General features: G+C 45.6%; 13 protein-coding genes and 1 pseudogene. 5 read left to right on the top strand and 9 right to left on the bottom strand.

The genetic code is table 11. From position 1 onward, the window contains the following. Positions 1-781: 781 nt before the first annotated feature. Positions 782-1,351 (bottom strand): annotated as a pseudogene (locus tag KDW_RS33750) (recombinase family protein); the annotation flags it as partial. Between the two features lie 318 nt (positions 1,352-1,669). Between KDW_RS33750 and KDW_RS10105 the strand changes: the two are divergent. After that, on the top strand, positions 1,670-1,864 hold the full coding sequence (locus KDW_RS10105) for a helix-turn-helix domain-containing protein (protein WP_151755833.1): 195 nt from the start codon (positions 1,670-1,672) through the stop codon (positions 1,862-1,864). Positions 1,865-2,259: 395 nt separating this feature from the next. Here KDW_RS10105 and KDW_RS10110 read toward each other — a convergent pair whose 3' ends face one another. The 6 genes from KDW_RS10110 to KDW_RS10135 form a co-directional block, all read right to left on the bottom strand. Continuing rightward, entirely contained in the window at positions 2,260-2,772 is a 513-nt protein-coding gene (locus tag KDW_RS10110; protein ID WP_151755834.1) for a hypothetical protein, read from the bottom strand. A gap of 28 nt (positions 2,773-2,800) precedes the next feature. Further along, on the bottom strand, positions 2,801-3,823 hold the full coding sequence (tnpC, locus tag KDW_RS10115; RefSeq protein WP_162005112.1) for an IS66 family transposase: 1,023 nt from the start codon (positions 3,821-3,823) through the stop codon (positions 2,801-2,803). 38 nt (positions 3,824-3,861) lie between these two features. Beyond that, on the bottom strand, positions 3,862-5,445 hold the full coding sequence (locus tag KDW_RS10120; protein WP_162005113.1) for an ISL3 family transposase: 1,584 nt from the start codon (positions 5,443-5,445) through the stop codon (positions 3,862-3,864). A gap of 127 nt (positions 5,446-5,572) precedes the next feature. Beyond that, a complete protein-coding gene (locus KDW_RS10125) occupies positions 5,573-6,784 on the bottom strand; it encodes an IS256 family transposase (RefSeq protein WP_162005352.1) in 1,212 nt (403 codons plus the stop codon). A gap of 781 nt (positions 6,785-7,565) precedes the next feature. Continuing rightward, on the bottom strand, positions 7,566-7,964 hold the full coding sequence (cutA, locus tag KDW_RS10130) for a divalent-cation tolerance protein CutA (protein ID WP_198925239.1): 399 nt from the start codon (positions 7,962-7,964) through the stop codon (positions 7,566-7,568). Then, on the bottom strand, positions 7,895-9,265 hold the full coding sequence (locus KDW_RS10135) for a helix-turn-helix transcriptional regulator (RefSeq protein WP_151755837.1): 1,371 nt from the start codon (positions 9,263-9,265) through the stop codon (positions 7,895-7,897). The genes cutA and KDW_RS10135 overlap by 70 nt, the downstream gene beginning before the upstream one ends. 386 nt (positions 9,266-9,651) lie before the next feature. Between KDW_RS10135 and KDW_RS10140 the strand changes: the two genes are divergently transcribed. The 3 genes from KDW_RS10140 to KDW_RS10155 all read left to right on the top strand — a co-directional run bounded on the left by KDW_RS10140 (position 9,652) and on the right by KDW_RS10155 (position 12,887). Next, positions 9,652-10,257: a hypothetical protein gene (locus KDW_RS10140; protein WP_151755838.1), complete on the top strand. Its 606-nt coding sequence runs from the start codon at positions 9,652-9,654 to the stop codon at positions 10,255-10,257. Between the two features lie 29 nt (positions 10,258-10,286). Then, positions 10,287-10,808: a UCP032817 domain-containing protein gene (locus tag KDW_RS10145; protein ID WP_151755839.1), complete on the top strand. Its 522-nt coding sequence runs from the start codon at positions 10,287-10,289 to the stop codon at positions 10,806-10,808. Positions 10,809-12,398: 1,590 nt separating this feature from the next. Next, entirely contained in the window at positions 12,399-12,887 is a 489-nt protein-coding gene (locus tag KDW_RS10155) for a hypothetical protein (RefSeq protein WP_151755841.1), read from the top strand. 203 nt (positions 12,888-13,090) lie between these two features. Here KDW_RS10155 and tnpC (KDW_RS10160) read toward each other — a convergent pair whose 3' ends face one another. Both tnpC (KDW_RS10160) and KDW_RS10165 read right to left on the bottom strand, forming a co-directional pair. Beyond that, the gene (gene tnpC, locus KDW_RS10160) at positions 13,091-14,578 is read right to left on the bottom strand and encodes an IS66 family transposase (RefSeq protein WP_151754426.1); all 1,488 of its coding nucleotides are present in this window, start codon (positions 14,576-14,578) and stop codon (positions 13,091-13,093) included. A 170-nt stretch (positions 14,579-14,748) separates the two neighbouring features. After that, a complete protein-coding gene (locus KDW_RS10165; protein WP_151755842.1) occupies positions 14,749-15,366 on the bottom strand; it encodes a hypothetical protein in 618 nt (205 codons plus the stop codon). 375 nt (positions 15,367-15,741) lie between these two features. Here KDW_RS10165 and KDW_RS10170 point away from each other — a divergent pair, with 375 nt between their 5' ends. Beyond that, entirely contained in the window at positions 15,742-16,608 is an 867-nt protein-coding gene (locus tag KDW_RS10170) for a ring-cleaving dioxygenase (RefSeq protein WP_233097665.1), read from the top strand. Position 16,609 lies beyond the last annotated feature (1 nt).

Raw genomic sequence — 16,609 nt, forward strand, 5'->3', positions numbered from 1 at the left:
TCGCTTGATTTTCTAATTTTTGCCGCTGCTGTTTGTGCCTTTCTTTGAGGTCCAAGAGATTTGTTGCGCGGATATGTGCGAACATGCGCTTGACTATTGCCTCTTCAATTGGCTTCGCCTGGGCGCTAAGCAGATTAGAATCTCTGAGTCTTTTGCTGCATTCGTTTAGTTGATAATAGGCTACCGTTTGCCCTCGATATGACTTCCAAACATAATAAATAGAGACATCTTCGTGGCTGGATATAGGTTTAAGCAGGGGTTTTATATCTCCTTCATAACGCCTTTGTATGTATCTGACCTGCTTATTTCTTCCTGTTGGTGTACCATCAGGTCTAGTGTTCTGTAGATGATCGTACACGAGCCAGAAGCGTGCTTCATCGATGATAGGTTCATGGTTGTTCCAGATGATGTGTTCTTTGCCGTGCTTTTCGACCTGGAGTGCCCCTATGTTATTAATGTTACAGAGCATATGTATAAGCCCGGAGCGACTTATTAAAAATCCTTTACCAGAGGGGGCGGGTTTAAGCCGTGTCTTTATTTCAAAGTCTTTGTATACCCAGTCTTCAAAATCTGGATAGATATATGGACGCTTGGCCAGTTCTTCACAAAGAGCGGTTACTTCGAATCCTAATTCAATGAATCTGTCATATATCTCAATAGAGATTTTTGCATTTGGTGCGTATGGGACAAACTTACCGTATGTTGGACTGCCTTCTCTTTTGTCTACCAGATAATTAATGGGAATGGAACCGAAGCCAGCCCAATAGCCTTCTGCCCGTTTCTGCCGCCTTCTTCCATGCATTGTTCCCCGTACATGGTTCTCAATATAGGCAGCAGCCATCTGCACTTCCATCCTGAACATTTCCGCGTGTTGGGGATTGATGAAATTGTATGTCATGCGTTTGGAGCTGATATGCACATAGCAACCGTGTTCCTTACATATTTTGATAAAGATGTTGCTATCGATTCTGTCCTCGTCTCGAAATAGGCGATCGACGAATTCTGCGATGACAAGCTTGACTCTTCCTTCTTCTATCATGTCTAAGATTGCCTTCAAACCAGGGCGTCTATCGATAGGCCACGTGCCGGAAGAATTTTTAATTTCCCCATCTTCGCTGATTTGATTTTCTACGAACAGAATAGCTGTCCCTGTGCTTCCATCGTTCTTGTATCCCAGGACCTCTTGCGTGTATTTCAGCATATAGATAGTCTGTGCTTTATGGCTTTCAGGATTGTTTACGACTTGCTCTGCTGTACTTTGACGGGCGTATAGGCAGGCATCGTAGTTTAAACGTGGCTGTGGATTGTACAGTTCATCTGTCGTATAGTTGTGTTTCCGTTTGGTGACCATGGTTTTAAATCCTTATGTGAACTTTGTTCGTTTACCTTTACTTATTAATGGCTAGCTAGCAAACCAGCACATTTTGTAGCGGTATCAACATCGCATCCTGCTAAATGCAAAGAGGCTTCCGTTCTCTTTTCTTTCTTCCATGCCAGTTAACTATTGTTTGCTCTCATATAATCAATATTACACATGTTGTAACAAATAATCAAGATCTAAAGCAAACTGAGTCATGTTTACACTGGTTTAAACTGGTTTATAAGCACGTGATTGACTACCAACTAAGTAAGCGTTACAATGTCAAAAAATGTGAATGGGGGCCAGCTTATGCAAGAAGAAGAACCCTTAACAGTGGAAGAGGTTGCAAAGCGGCTACGAGTAAGTATTGAAACGGTTCGCACCTGGATACGCTCGGGCGAGCTTAATGCCATAGATGTAGGGAAATATCTTATTTACCCTGCTGATCTCGAGGACTTCAAGCAACGGCGCAGTACAAGACGAAAAAAGCAAAAAGAAAGCTAACAACTCTTGTGATTCCTTTGTTCGGTGATATACACAAATTTTTGTGGAGAGAAAAATAGCAGCAGCAGCTTTCTCATTTTTTGCTTCTCTCGATAAAGAATCTTAATTTCTAGCTGCTGCTTCTTTATTACTCTTAATTACTATCTTTATTACTCTTACTCTTGTGCTCCCAAAAATGAGGCTTTCAGCCAGCTTCCAAAGAGCCCTGAACCCTGTTTTTGATAACGGAACTATTGCCTTTTTTTGTGGAACCATTGCCGTTTTACCTCGGAAGTATTGCCGATCCTGGCCGGAACCATTGCCGCTTTATCTCGGAAGTATTGCCGTTTCTGGTCGGAACTGTTTCTGCTTTACCTCGGAAGTTTTGTTGGTCATAGGCAGTTTTTCCGGAACCGTTACTGCTCCATACTGCAATCATTCCCCTTCTCTCGAAATAGCCTTCGATGTTTTCTAAAGGCATTTCGATCTTTAATCAGGTCATATAGTTTCGGCAAAACGTCTTCTCGTTTGGGAGGATTATTAATACCGGTTTGTATCTGAGGCATATGAATGGTATAGCTATTTGTTTTATCGGATGTATCAATGTCAATATAACCAAGGGCGATCAATAGAGGGATTGCGGTATCTCGTAATGTGCGATCACTGAATTCATCATTCATTCCCTGGATAATCTCTTGTTGAGTTTTGTAGATGGTAATGTCTCCATCAAATCCAGGCACATCTTCATTGGCGCAACCATATTGTTGCTTGTAGAGTTTCGTATAGTTTCTAAACTCCTTACTAATACTCGCCTGATAAAGCAAATAACTGAGGAATAACCCGGCAATATGGTTGCCCAGGCATGCTCTTCTCAAACATGGTCGTGCAATCAGGAACTCTTCTTGTGGAAAATCGATGGCCCACTCCATAATAATATGTCTCTTCTTTCGTAACTGCTCAGGACCCAGCTTCCCAAGCAATGGGAAGCGGGGAACCTTGAAAGACAGCAGCAAGGGCGTCGAGCATGGAATGCCCTTGCTTACGCATGGTGCTCAAATAACTGCGAATGGTACAGAAGGCAGTGGCACCCGCATCGCTGCGAAAGGTCCCGGAAATCTTTTGCTGCACCTTGATCATGCGTAAGTCGCGCTCCGCTAGATTGTTGGTAAAGGGCACGGTCAAGTCATCCACAAAAGCGAGCACTTGATCGGCGCGGTGGAGGAAGGCATCAAGGAGATTTTTGCCAGGATCTTGTTTGGGACGACCCCGTTTGCGGGCGGCGGTGGGCTCCGGTGGCGGGTGCGCCTCATCCCAGGCACGATAGCCACGCCCAATCACCTCAAAATACGCAGCCAACCAGCGTGTGCGGATCGCTGGATCAAGGGTCTTTTGACCACAGGCGCGCGCCTGCTTGGTCGCCTCACTTAGTTCAAGCAAGACAATGTACATCTCTTGCGCCCATGGTTGTTTTTCTTCTTCTGCAACAAACAAGCAATCACGCAACAGATGGGCTCCACACAGGCTATGCTCACAGCGATACTGATCATAGCTTTTCCAGCGATCGTGCACGAGCCGACCCGTGTAAAGAGGCAGCAGTCCCATCTCATTCATGGCCTCATGCCCTCGCTTGCGATGCCAGTGGTAGATCGTAAGAGCACGTGTGCTCACAACGTGAAACCAATGCAAGATCCCCTCAATACGACCACCCGTCTCGTCCACATGGGCCAGTCGGCTCTGCAGCACGAGTCGTTCAAGGGCTTGCTGCGTCAAGGACAAGTTCTTGGCTGCCTCACGCACCCAATTGACGATGCTCCCTTCACTCACGGTGCCTAAATGCAGATCAGCAAAGAGTTCGGTGATCCTTTCGAGAGGCAAGAGCTGGAATTGGGAAAGATAGACGGCCAACCCTCGCACATTGGGACCATACTGGGCTGCTGCATCCACTCCTGGGGGAAAGTTCCCGGCAGGAGAGTCTGTCAAGTACTTTGACTCTTCCTCACTTTCCGTGCTACTCTCTACTATGTTGCTTTCAAAACACGTTGGCGCAGTAATGAGAAGCCCCCTCGGCCATACATGGAACGCTTAATATACTTCAGTTTATTGATTTTTCCTTCGACTGGTCCATTACTATACGGGAGGGTCAGCGCCGCCTGAAGAGCAGAGGTTTCCTTTTGCAACCCTTGAGCGAAATTTTCCAACTCACTGATCCCACTGGTAAGACAGGTCAAAAGCCATGTATCCAATTGTTGGGCGCTTCGTTCCTTCATCATCGTGACAAACTGCTGGACTAATTCATAGGCAAGAGTGATCGACGGGTCATGGCGAATGAAGGTGAGCGTCTGTCGCTCTTCTTCATCTAAGCGTTCCAAATCACGAATGAGCAGCCAGGCGAGATGGCGAGGAGCTGGCAGATTCGGTGATGGCTTCGCCTGGGTTGAGGACTGGCTGGTAGCAGCAGAGGCTGCCTCTTCTTGAAGCTGAACCCAACGATAGATCATCATCCGACTCCCGGAAAATTCACGTGTTTGTGCTTCCTGCCATAATTGACTGACGGTGTGACACCCTTGTTGCCAGCGTTGTTGCAGATAGGTCCGGTAGGGGTCGAGGGCGCTTGTGGTGCGGGTGGCTCTTGCTCGTTCGGGAAATGTGGGAGCTTGCACAAATTTTCGGACCGTTTGTCGGCTGATCTTGAATTGCTTAGCGGTGCCCAGAATACTTCCACCCTGTTTGTAGTGTTCAACAACTTGCTCATAGAGAGCGTGACGTCGCAATCGTGATCCGTCGGCGAGCATTTTCTCAGTGCTCGTTCGTTTTTGGCGTAAAACAGGCTTTTCTGGGTTGTCTGCCAACGCCTTAAGTTGGGAGTGAATACGGTTAAGAAAGCGCTCGACAGCTTCACGAAGATTTTTGAGAACATGCCACCGATCGATGATTTGTTGCGCCTGAGGAGCGCCTTCCGTCGCCCCACGTAGGTACTCAGTAGAACGATCACGGCTAATGATTTCGACACCGGGATGGTGTCTCAACCATTCAGCAAGCGTTTCTGCCCGCCGATCCTCTAGGAGATCGACTGGCTGGTGACTCTCTAAATCTAAGAGAAGCGTGCCATAGGTTCGTCCTCGCCGAAAGGCAAAATCATCTACCCCCAGGACTCTTGGGGTAGGTCGAGATGGAGTTGCAGCTTTTTTCGCTCGTCGCAGAAGCGTGTCTGCGCTGACTGGCATGGCTAATTGATCGGTCAGGCGTGACCCCGCTTGCCCACTGAGAACCACTGCGATCGCGTCCAGAATCGTTCCTAATCGGGCCGTTTGCCGAGCCGAGACGGGAAGGGCTGACAACCGTTCCGCAAAGGTTTGTCGTTGACACTGCTGATTCTGGCAACGAAAACGACGTACCTGTAAGGCGAGCTGAGCGATGCAACCACTGATCGGTAAGTCTTGTGGTGAACGTGTGTAATAACTATGGACCCGATATGAGATCTGCTGACAAGATGGGCAAACTGCAGTTGGGCTGGTCGCAAAAGCAGTGATCTTCAGGATCGTTTCATCACTGGAAATCTGCTGGATCTCAAAACCGGATAACAAGAATGGAAGCGTATGCAAGAAGAAGCACCTCACACATGATTTGTTGGAATCGAAAATATTTCTCTTCTTCTTTTTCTACGAAGATGGGTTGCAAAATCAGCACGGAAAGTGCGGAAGAGCCAGTACTTTGTGTATGTCATTTCATTTAGTGAGGAAATCTCTCCCCAAATTCAATCGCAAAACAATTTAATGCAGGTATCCAATTACGGATCGGCATGGTCCACTTCTTGGCAATGTTGTGCATAGCTAGATAGACCACTTTGTAGACGGCCTCATCTGAGGGAAAAATGCGGTGATTGCGCGTGACTTTGCGTAACGACATGTTCACTGACTCGATCGCATTGGTGGTGTAGATCACCTTGCGAATGTCCTCGGGAAAGGCAAACAGCGGGACGACATGACTCCAGTTGGTTCTCCACATTTTGCTGATGCTTGCGTACTGCCGATCCCATTTCTCGGCAAAGAGATCCAGGTAGACCTGCGCTTCACTTTCCGTGGCAGCTGAGTAGATCAATTTCAAGTCTGCCGCGACCTCCTTGCGATGTTTGTAGGACACATATTTGAGTGAATTACGCACCATATGAACCATGCAGAGCTGGACTCGTGCGTGAGGATAGAGTGTTTCAATCGCTTCGGGTAAGCCGGTCAAACCATCGACACAGGCGATGAAAATGTCTTTAAGTCCCCGGTTCTGCAGTTCGGTGAAGACTGACAACCAGAATTTGGCTCCTTCATTGTGACCCAGCCACATTCCCAGTAACTCTTTTTGTCCGTGCATATCCACGCCCAAAGCCAGGTAGAGGGCTCGATTGATGATCCGCTGATTTTCGCGCACTTTGACGACCAGGCAATCCACATAGATAATGGGATAGAGGGTCTCTAAGGGTCGATGCTGCCATTGACGAACCTCGTCCAGGACGGCTTCCGTCACATTGGAAATGAACGTGGGTGAGACCTCAACCCCATAGAGTTCCTGGATCTGCGCTTGAATGTCGCGTGTGGTCATGCCACGAGCATACAAGGCCAGGATCTTCTCGTCAAAGCCTTCCAGTCGTGTTTCGTGCTTGGGGATCAAGAGTGGTTCGAAGCTGGCATGCCGATCGCGGGGGACGACGATATCAATCTCTCCCTGTGAGCCCTTGAGCGTCTTGCGGCTGCTGCCATTGCGGACATTGCCAGTCGTTTCATCACGTTTCCCATGTTTGGGATAGCCCAGGTGCACGTCCATCTCCGCTTGCAAACACCGTTCCACGAGGGCGCCTGTCAGCTGCTTGAGGAAACCGCCTTCGGCCAACAATTGGGTAGGATCGGTACATTCTTTGAGTAATTCGTCAATCAATTCAGGTCGAATGCTCATATGCTTGCCTCCGTCTTCCATCTTCTTCTTCATCATTCACTCCTTATTGTAGGATCACTTACACAAAGTATTGTACACCCTCGACTGGGATGGCTTTGGTGGTTGTGGTGCGTTCATATATCCCTCCTATAATTAAATAACATAATTAAATAACATAATTGAATAACATAATTAAATTGAGTTCTGCCATTATAGAAACGCACATACTTATTAATAGTAACAATCATTTAAATACCGTTATCTGATTGTAAGGGCGAAAAAAGGGACATAATTATTTTTAGCACGGTAAGAGGATAATGAAGGGCTGAATGCCTTTGGGGCTTCCTTAGATCCTTTAGACATAGTAAAGGCTTCGATTCGAAGGTTTTTTGTTACAAGAGGGAGCATTTTTATAGGACAATCAGCCAAAAATCTTCCTTATTGTTGAAAGCTATTTCTGTTACGCTACATGCACTGTTCTGAGGAAGAGCAGATACCGATGAAAGTTGCAGGGGTCCCACCTGCTAGCACTTGTAAGGGGTAGAATGGAAATGGCTCAAGAACAAAAAGGTTTTTCTGATATTGATATTTTGACGAGTATCGCTGATGCTTTAAGAAAGCTTATCTTAGAACAACGACAAACGTTAGTAAAGCAGCAATCTCGTAAATAGATGAACTTAAAAAGCCAGGCTCTTAAGGGTCTGGCTTTTTTCATGCCTTTTGTGGTTACCAAGACAAAGGGCTACTTCTTTTATCACCTATTCTGTTCATGTAGAGATGTTAAATAAGTGGGTTACCACGTTTATTCTGCTGTTGTTTCTGTTAAAATCCAATCAAGATAGCCTTTGCTTCCTGCCACAATAAGGTGTGCAACAATTTCAGGTTCCTCATAACTATGGGCGACACGAATAGCCTGTTCAACGGCGCTATACAAATCTTTTCTTGTCTTTGCTGTGCATGTCCACTCTTGCGCTGTTTCTATCTGGCCCTTCCACCAATACGTGCTAGTAATGGGGCCTGATACCTGCACACATGCAGCCAGGTGGCTTCCAACAAGCGACTCGGCAATCTTTTGTGCACCCTCTCTTGTGTCTATGGTTGTGTGAACCTCGATACACTCTCTATCCATTATTAAATCCTTCCTGGCACCTGCCTGAATAAATCTTTTCCTAGCTGTTTTATCTGCTGCTCTTGTTTCCATTTTTCAGGAGTCTTCTTGAAGACTTCAAAAGCCTCACTATAGCGTTTTTTGCTTCCCAACGATATCGCCATTTGTGTCCCTTCTCGTAACAACTTTGTATATAACTCTAGATCCTCTAAGCCTCTAGCCGCATCGGCGTGATAGATAATTGTTTCGTTGTTGCTATAGGCAGATAGAGACTGAATGTTTTCACCCTCTTCAAAAGCATTCCAGGCTCTTTGCTGATAATCTTTGTTGGGATAATGTGCAGCAAGATCTAAGTACATTTTCCCTTCCCATTGATAGAGGATACTTAAGTCACATCCTGCATATACATAACTTGCATCTTGTTCAGGATGCATCGGGAATTGAAGTTGTGCTTGTTCGATATACTTATGTGCTTGCTTCTCCTCAGAACACTGTGCATAAACATCAGCTAAGCCCATACAAATGTCACTTTTTAGTAGAGCGTCTTCATCTTTCAGTACGTGTAGTGCTTCTAAGAAGGTGTTTACTGCTTTTTTGGGCTGTAAGGGTTTACAGAAAGAATATGTATACCCTAGATACATCAATGCTGCCGCGTGGAGCTTGTTGTCCCCTGATAGACGCCCATTGCGTATCGCTTCCAGGCAATAGGTTTCTCGCGCTGAAAAATTCAGTTTATGCATGGCAATACTTGCATAGATGATATTGGCCTGGGTCCCGATCTGTGCGGCTATTCGCTGGTACTTTGATGGTTGGTTAATTATTTTATTGAGAGCTGGAATTGTTGAAGATAATATCCCTTCAGCAATTAAAAGACCATTATCTTTTGATATATGCCAGCAAGCCTTGATACTAGCATCCGACTGTGACAAAAAATCTTCAATCGTGACAGATGATGAAGGCATTTGCTGCATATCCAAAAGTGGTAAAGCCAGAGGGGAGAGTAAAACGACTCCAGCCCCTTCAATTATTTCTTTCATCAATTGGCGACGTAGCTGATCCATGTTCTGACCTTCTCCTAGATGGTCTAATGTTGATAATAGAACTTCAGAAATCGCACTCGTGACCTGGGACAGTATCGTACTATTTTGAGGCAAGACAGGTTCTAAAGTATGTATTACTTCGTGAGTTTCAATCATTGATGGCTGTAGAAATCCTAAATCTTCGGCAGTTTTACCATAAACCTCACAAAGCTTAAGCACATTATATTCCCTGGGTGTTGTCTTTCCAACTTCCCACCTGTAGAGGGTGTTAAGATCGATTCCTATCTTCTCAGCGGCTATTGCCCTGGTCCAATGTTTATTTGTCCTTGCCTCTTCCAACTTATTGCGTTTCATCACATCCCTCTGCACATTTATGGTGATTTTATGTTCTATTTATCATCACTATGATTATAGAGCCATAGCTAGTAATGTGTCTAGTTTTGAGACTGAATGCAGTATGCAGTAGAAGAGACGATAAATGCAGTGTTCTTATCATCCTCTATTGGTTAAGCTCTAAAAGATGATATTAGCCATAGGCACAGCCGAATAGTTCAGACATAGTTATTGTTTTCTAAGTGCCATCAAGGAGAGCAGCGAGCTATTTGTGAAACCTGGGTTGTTCGGCGGTGTCTGTGGCTGAGCCTGCAACAGGAGACATAGGACGAGTATTTTTTTGTCATTGATCTGCTCCTTTGTTCAAAAGGATCGTAGCCTACCCATCAAGTGGAGGAGGATAGAAAGTGTTTTGTGCAATTGATATCGATGGAACGATTGCTATGGGCGGTATACCTGGGGATCTCAGGGCTAATATGAATTATTTCAAAGAGTTGGGGATTCCATTGCCTGATGATATTACTGACTTCCCCACCCTGTTGCATCATCCCTATGTCATTCCGCTGCATAGTGCTCTTCCTGGTGCCATTTGGGGCGTAGCACATGTAGCAACGATGGGGAGCGTTGGGTATTTTACGGTACGCAAGCATGCAGATAGCCAGCAACAAAGCCTTATTTATGAAGCAACTCAACAGTGGTTACGGCAAAAAGCATTTCCTAATCCCATGCAGGTTGTTCTTTGCAACAGTGTTTTACACAAACTGATCAAGCTCTACGAACAAGAAAAGGACAATCAGGAGCCCTTTGTCCTTATTGATGATAAGTGGAGCCAGGTTGTACAGCACTTTGATGCGGTTTTCTCTGAGGATCATCGGCAGATGGGGCAAGCGATTAAAGAGCGTTTAACCCTCCTGGCCTATGGGGTTAGCGTCGTTCCTGCTGTCACCAATGGCCTCAGGCTCGTACCGTTACCATCCTGGGATCACATTGTTGATATACATTTCTGTTCTTAGCGAGTTACCAACGAAAAGGAGTTCACATTATGGTTACTGCTCTTAAAGTTACCAGTAAGTCAGTAGACAATACGCAAAGAAAGTCAGCACAAGAGATGTTAGCCTCCATTCAAAGCTGGCAACATTGGGATGAAATCGGGTTAGTGGTTGCGAAGGAATATTATGTTACATCCAAAGATTTTGCTGTCGCGCTGCCTGAATATCAAAAGTTTCTCTGCCTGGCTGTAATGGGTTATGAGGGACTGGGCATGTACAGTAATCTTGTCGATATGCTCTGGCATGGACACATATTGACCACTGTTTTATATGCGGAGTTTTGTACTTCAATTCTTGGCAAGTTTGTCCATCACATTCCCAACACAGCCGTGATGGTAAGCGAAGAAGAGTGGAAAACCTGCCGATCTTGCCGAAATTGTAGTATCAGTTGCAAGTTTTGTAGTGGCGGCGGTAGTGGCGGAAGTAAAGAAACATTTATCGCCGCCTATCAGGCTGCCTTTGGCCCAATTTCTCCCGTGTGGGAGCTTTCCCAGTCTGATGGAATAGCCTGCTAGTTATGGAACCTCAATGGAACCAGGCTAATGGCTTAGAGGGGCCTGGTTCCGTTGGATATCATGGATAACAAAGGTAGCACTATATGAGCACAAATGTTGGCAAGCCAAGCAAGTTGAGATTCTATTCAATGTGTGTCGCTATGAATATAACAAAGCAGGATTTGTATTTTAAGACACTGATGAATCCTTGCTTTATTGACTGCCTCTTTGTTGGGATAGCCATCCCTGAACCAATAGCCCTAAAGCTTGTAGATGCCTTTAACCAGATCGCACACACTCATTATTTGTTGAGTGACTTTACGATTGAACTTTGCAAAGAGAGTGTGCTCTTATGAACTCAGGCGGCAATTGGGTAAACACCAACATCTTTACCTGTTACAAGATGAGCCATGGTCTATCAAGTGAGGCACAAGAAGGGCTAGAGCGAATCAGTATGTATACTTTCCGATTTTATGATGATCAAGGCGGCGTACAGATCCAACGGAATATCTTTGGTCGGATCGAAAAGACATGGAATATACACAATCCTGAGCTAGGCTCTAAAGAGACTGCCGTCAAATACCATGGGTACATCTTAGAAAAGATGGCTGTCAATAAGACAACTACTGTAGAGGAATATTTAGACCGATTGGCAAACAGCTAGCAAGATCCTTTGCACTAGAGAGGTCGGCATTATCATGACGCGTATGTACTACCTGCTATCAGGACGTAGGCAACTCCTCGACAAGATCATCATGCCCCCTTTTATCGCTGAATTAACAGAAGTTGTAACCAAACATTTGGAGGCCCATGGGATTAGCATAAAACCCTTGGGGGAAAACATCTCTATAACGTTGCCTGAGGGCACCTATCAAGAAGAGCTGCTACCCTTTGTCGAGAGCTCACGTTATACCGTGACACTACCAGATGGTTATCAGTTCACGCACATTCAAACACGCTGGGGTCAAAGTACCATAATGTTTCCTCTAAACGATCTGCCTAAAGAGTTCTGGGATAGCCACCAGGAGCTTTATCGATACATGCGAAAGCAGTAACAGGAGGTCAAAACCCATCCATTTCTCCCTTGTTACCACTATAAATTCTTTCTTATCCTATTGCCAGCTTATCTTCCTGGTTCATATTGGCTTTCTCTTCTTGGGCTGTAATGAATAGAGCGAGTAATGATATAGGGAATACGATAGCGGCCCATATAGGCAAAGCTCTTATTGGTTGTATTTACTCCTCCGCTGTATGTTCCTCCCTGAATTTAGCGTCAATCAAGGTTACGGATACTTTATACAATTTAGAATTTTTTAATCTAATCAAGCTAAAAGGAGCATTATATGCCTGTTTTCTTATCAGGTTATAGCGCTTTTTCACTTTGTAATGCTGATACATTGGACGATATTTTTCTCTACTGCCATTGTGTTCCTTTCAACTCTATAGTTATTTATTTATCAAATAACAGGTAAAGAGCAAGCAATATGACGAAAATAGGTGATAATATATAGATGGGTTTATAATTATCATGATAATATATGGATTTGCATGGACAGAACAATAAAATAAACCTTATGTCGGGTTATTTCTTGAAAGGAAGAGCACAAATAGATGAAATTTGTAACCACAAAAGCGCCCTACACTGTGTATCTTGAAGATGATGATGTTTTATATGCCAACAAAGGCCGTAAACCTTTGTGGTCTATCCCCTGTTCTAAAATAACAAACTTTGAAGCGAAGACAAAAAATGTTCCCTTCTTGAAAAATGTGAAAGTACATACAGATAGCGGATTCGAATTTATTAAAATTATTAACGCCGAAGACTATGAAATACTCCTGACATTCTTTTCAGCATTGGGAAGCAAGCCAGTAAGAAACGCAGCTACACGATGGTATCACGTCACCACAGAGCCTACACACGTAAAAGAATACACAAACTTACGACTAATGGAACGTGAAATAACAGAATCTAGCAAGTTTGGTTGGAAGATAGAAGCTGTTTCTGCCACAGCAGGCCACACCGTTGGTACAGTGAGGGTGGGCCATATGGCTAGCACCTTCAGAAGCAGAGATAAGCAAACTGTCATATTTAGACGCTAGGGTTACATACAGACGATATAAGTAGGGCTAGATTTTTTGCTAGCCCGTTTTTTATGTCCTTTTTTAGTAGCATTGTCCGTTACAAATTCTTTTACATTATAGGTACACCATTGAGAAGCAAGAAAAGCAAGAAAAGCAATAAAACAATTCCCGGGTGATACAGTTTCTATCAGGCCCAACAGAATAAAGAAAAAGGTAACTGCTCAGGACCCAGCTTCCCAAGCAATGGGAAGCGGGGAACCTTGAAAGACAGCAGCAAGGGCGTCGAGCATGGAATGCCCTTGCTTACGCATGGTGCTCAAATAACTGCGAATGGTACAGAAGGCAGTGGCACCCGCATCGCTGCGAAAGGTCCCGGAAATCTTTTGCTGCACCTTGATCATGCGTAAGTCGCGCTCCGCTAGATTGTTGGTAAAGGGCACGGTCAAGTCATCCACAAAAGCGAGCACTTGATCGGCGCGGTGGAGGAAGGCATCAAGGAGATTTTTGCCAGGATCTTGTTTGGGACGACCCCGTTTGCGGGCGGCGGTGGGCTCCGGTGGCGGGTGCGCCTCATCCCAGGCACGATAGCCACGCCCAATCACCTCAAAATACGCAGCCAACCAGCGTGTGCGGATCGCTGGATCAAGGGTCTTTTGACCACAGGCGCGCGCCTGCTTGGTCGCCTCACTTAGTTCAAGCAAGACAATGTACATCTCTTGCGCCCATGGTTGTTTTTCTTCTTCTGCAACAAACAAGCAATCACGCAACAGATGGGCTCCACACAGGCTATGCTCACAGCGATACTGATCATAGCTTTTCCAGCGATCGTGCACGAGCCGACCCGTGTAAAGAGGCAGCAGTCCCATCTCATTCATGGCCTCATGCCCTCGCTTGCGATGCCAGTGGTAGATCGTAAGAGCACGTGTGCTCACAACGTGAAACCAATGCAAGATCCCCTCAATACGACCACCCGTCTCGTCCACATGGGCCAGTCGGCTCTGCAGCACGAGTCGTTCAAGGGCTTGCTGCGTCAAGGACAAGTTCTTGGCTGCCTCACGCACCCAATTGACGATGCTCCCTTCACTCACGGTGCCTAAATGCAGATCAGCAAAGAGTTCGGTGATCCTTTCGAGAGGCAAGAGCTGGAATTGGGAAAGATAGACGGCCAACCCTCGCACATTGGGACCATACTGGGCTGCTGCATCCACTCCTGGGGGAAAGTTCCCGCAGGATCGCCCACCACATCTGGGACAGATCTGCTCGATCTGCTGATGTTCCCTCACCTGCAAACGCAGGGGTGGCAACTCATGCACTTGACGACGTTCCTTCAGCACCCCTACTGTCTGCGATAAGGGGTGCTGACAGTGCTGGCAGTCTCTGGCTCGGTGCTCAATCACCTCATCTGGCGTTTCCACCTGAGCCAATTGATGACCGCTGTGACCCTTTTGCCCTCCACTCTTTTTCTGGCTTTTCTCTCGCCGTTTTTGCTGGCGCTTGTACCCATCGCTGGAAGGAGGTTTACTACTATTGCGGCTGTCTTTGGCCAACCGTTTTTCCAGTTCCAGATTGCGCAGACGCTCTTTGAGCAACTGCCCTCGCAGTTCCTCGATGTGCTGATCTTGCTGTTTCACCTTCTCTTGCAGTTCGCTGTATGCGATTTTCAACTCGCGAAATGCGCTTTGTAGCTCCCTAACGTCTTCTTCTCTCATGTTCACATTTTATCAGCTTTTCCCTTTGTGGAAAAGGGGTTCTGAGTAGTTACAGAAAAAGCTAGGTTGGAGTGAAGCCAAATAGCCAGACCACAAACAAAATCAATTGGTGGTAGACTGGTCAGAGAGCTTGGCTATTTGGCTTCACTCCATATAATTAATTCAGGTAACTACTCTTCTTTGTCTGATGTCGCCTTTTCTTCCAGTCGTTTTTCAAGTGCATCTATCTGTCTCATGACGTTGATTAATTGCTTTTGATAATGGTCTACAGCGATTTTATAGCTTTCTACTGAACTGGTGAAGATAGATTGGGTATTCTTTACACTACCATCAAGCCGTTGTTCTGCATCAGAAATAGCTTCCATGCATTGTCGTTTCAATTCCTCTGTACTCTCCCTGTGTTCTTTATCGCTCTGTCTAGAAAAGTCCACCGCCCAGTCATCCCAGCGGAATCGTTCATTATTAAAATAGCTTTCCCAGCGTTGTATGAACTTTTGATATTCCACTTGAGTGGAAGCGCGCTCTTTGTTGTATTGCTCCTGAAACCTCTGTCTTGTTTTGATACTATATAGGACAAAGAAAACAGTTATTGCAAACATCCCGCACCCCAGAATAATCATCAGCCAGCTGAAATCTATGATATGTGTTGTGCCAAGAATGATAGCAGCAATTATTGAACCAAGTATTGTGCCAAGTAAAGTAGCGATGACAATGATGATAGGCCAACCAAGCTCTTTCATTTTATCAGGCTTGCTTGGTGGCTCTAACTGTGGAAGCATTTGTTGCATTTATTACCCTCACCAAGAATAGATGATCTACTATTTAAGAACGGATAGGCGTTCAAAGGGTAAAACGATTTGCCTGTCTAGGTTATACATAGATGATTTCTGACATGCTTGTGGGTCGCGATATAGAAATGCTTACTATGTAGAGGCACATAGTAAGCATTTAAAACCGTGAAGTTGAAGAGAACAAAGGAGTTTAGGCAAATGAATAGCTACTTTATCCCCGTTTCTGCATTGGTGTATATGGTGGTATCACTTTATCTAAGGCACAATTTTTTAAGAAGCAATTAAAGTCAGGCTTTTTTGTGGTACTCTATGATTAGTTCTTTTTTAATAATATACGTACCTTGTGCAGTAGTTTTTCGAAGTGTACCTTTTGTGAAACTGATAAGGTCAGTGAATTTCGATGCCCCTGATACATATCACTTCTATTATGGGGATGAACTTGGACGGCCTGGCACTATTCTGACCTTCTTTTCATGGCCTGGCTATCCTAAAGGACGAGCTGGATCTGGTCAGGTGTCGGCGATCTCTTTCTCGATTCCTGAGTCTGCGCTGGCATACTGGCAGGACCGTTTATCACGTAATGGTGTCTCAGTCGAGGGACCTATTCCACGTTTTGATGATCAAGTATTGCTTTTCCAGGATCCAGATGGATTGTCGTTGGAGCTCATTGCTCATCGTGGTGGTGATGCAGGCTCTGCCTGGGCTGATGGTCCAATTCCTGTTGAATATGCGACGCAGGGTTTTCATAGTGTGACGCTCTCGGTTGCATATGCGGAGACCACAGCCAAAGTTCTGACTCAGGTACTGGGTTTTCATGAGACGGGCCAACTGGGAAATCGCCGGCGTTATGCGGTTGGGGATGCTGGTCTGGCCACGCTGGTTGATGTGTTGGATGTACCCGATCAGCGGCGTGGACAGGAAGCTGTCGGGTCGGTTCACCATGTGGCCTGGCGTACGGCAACCGATGAAAATCAGGTGGCCTGGCGGGAGCGTGTTGCTGATGTTGGTTTGCATGTAACCGAGATCCTGGATCGTAACTACTTCCACTCCATCTACTTCCGTGAGCCCAGTGGTGTCTTGTTTGAGATCGCAACCGATCAGCCGGGCTTCGCGGTCGATGAGGATCCTGCTGAATTGGGTACGCATCTGAAGTTGCCTGAATGGTTTGAGTCACGGCGTGCCGAGCTTGAGCGTAAGCTACCTCCAATCACCCTGCCAGCATCTGCACAAGGTAAATAAG

Origin of the sequence: Dictyobacter vulcani (assembly GCF_008974265.1) — a bacterium.
GTDB lineage: Bacteria > Chloroflexota > Ktedonobacteria > Ktedonobacterales > Ktedonobacteraceae > Dictyobacter > Dictyobacter vulcani.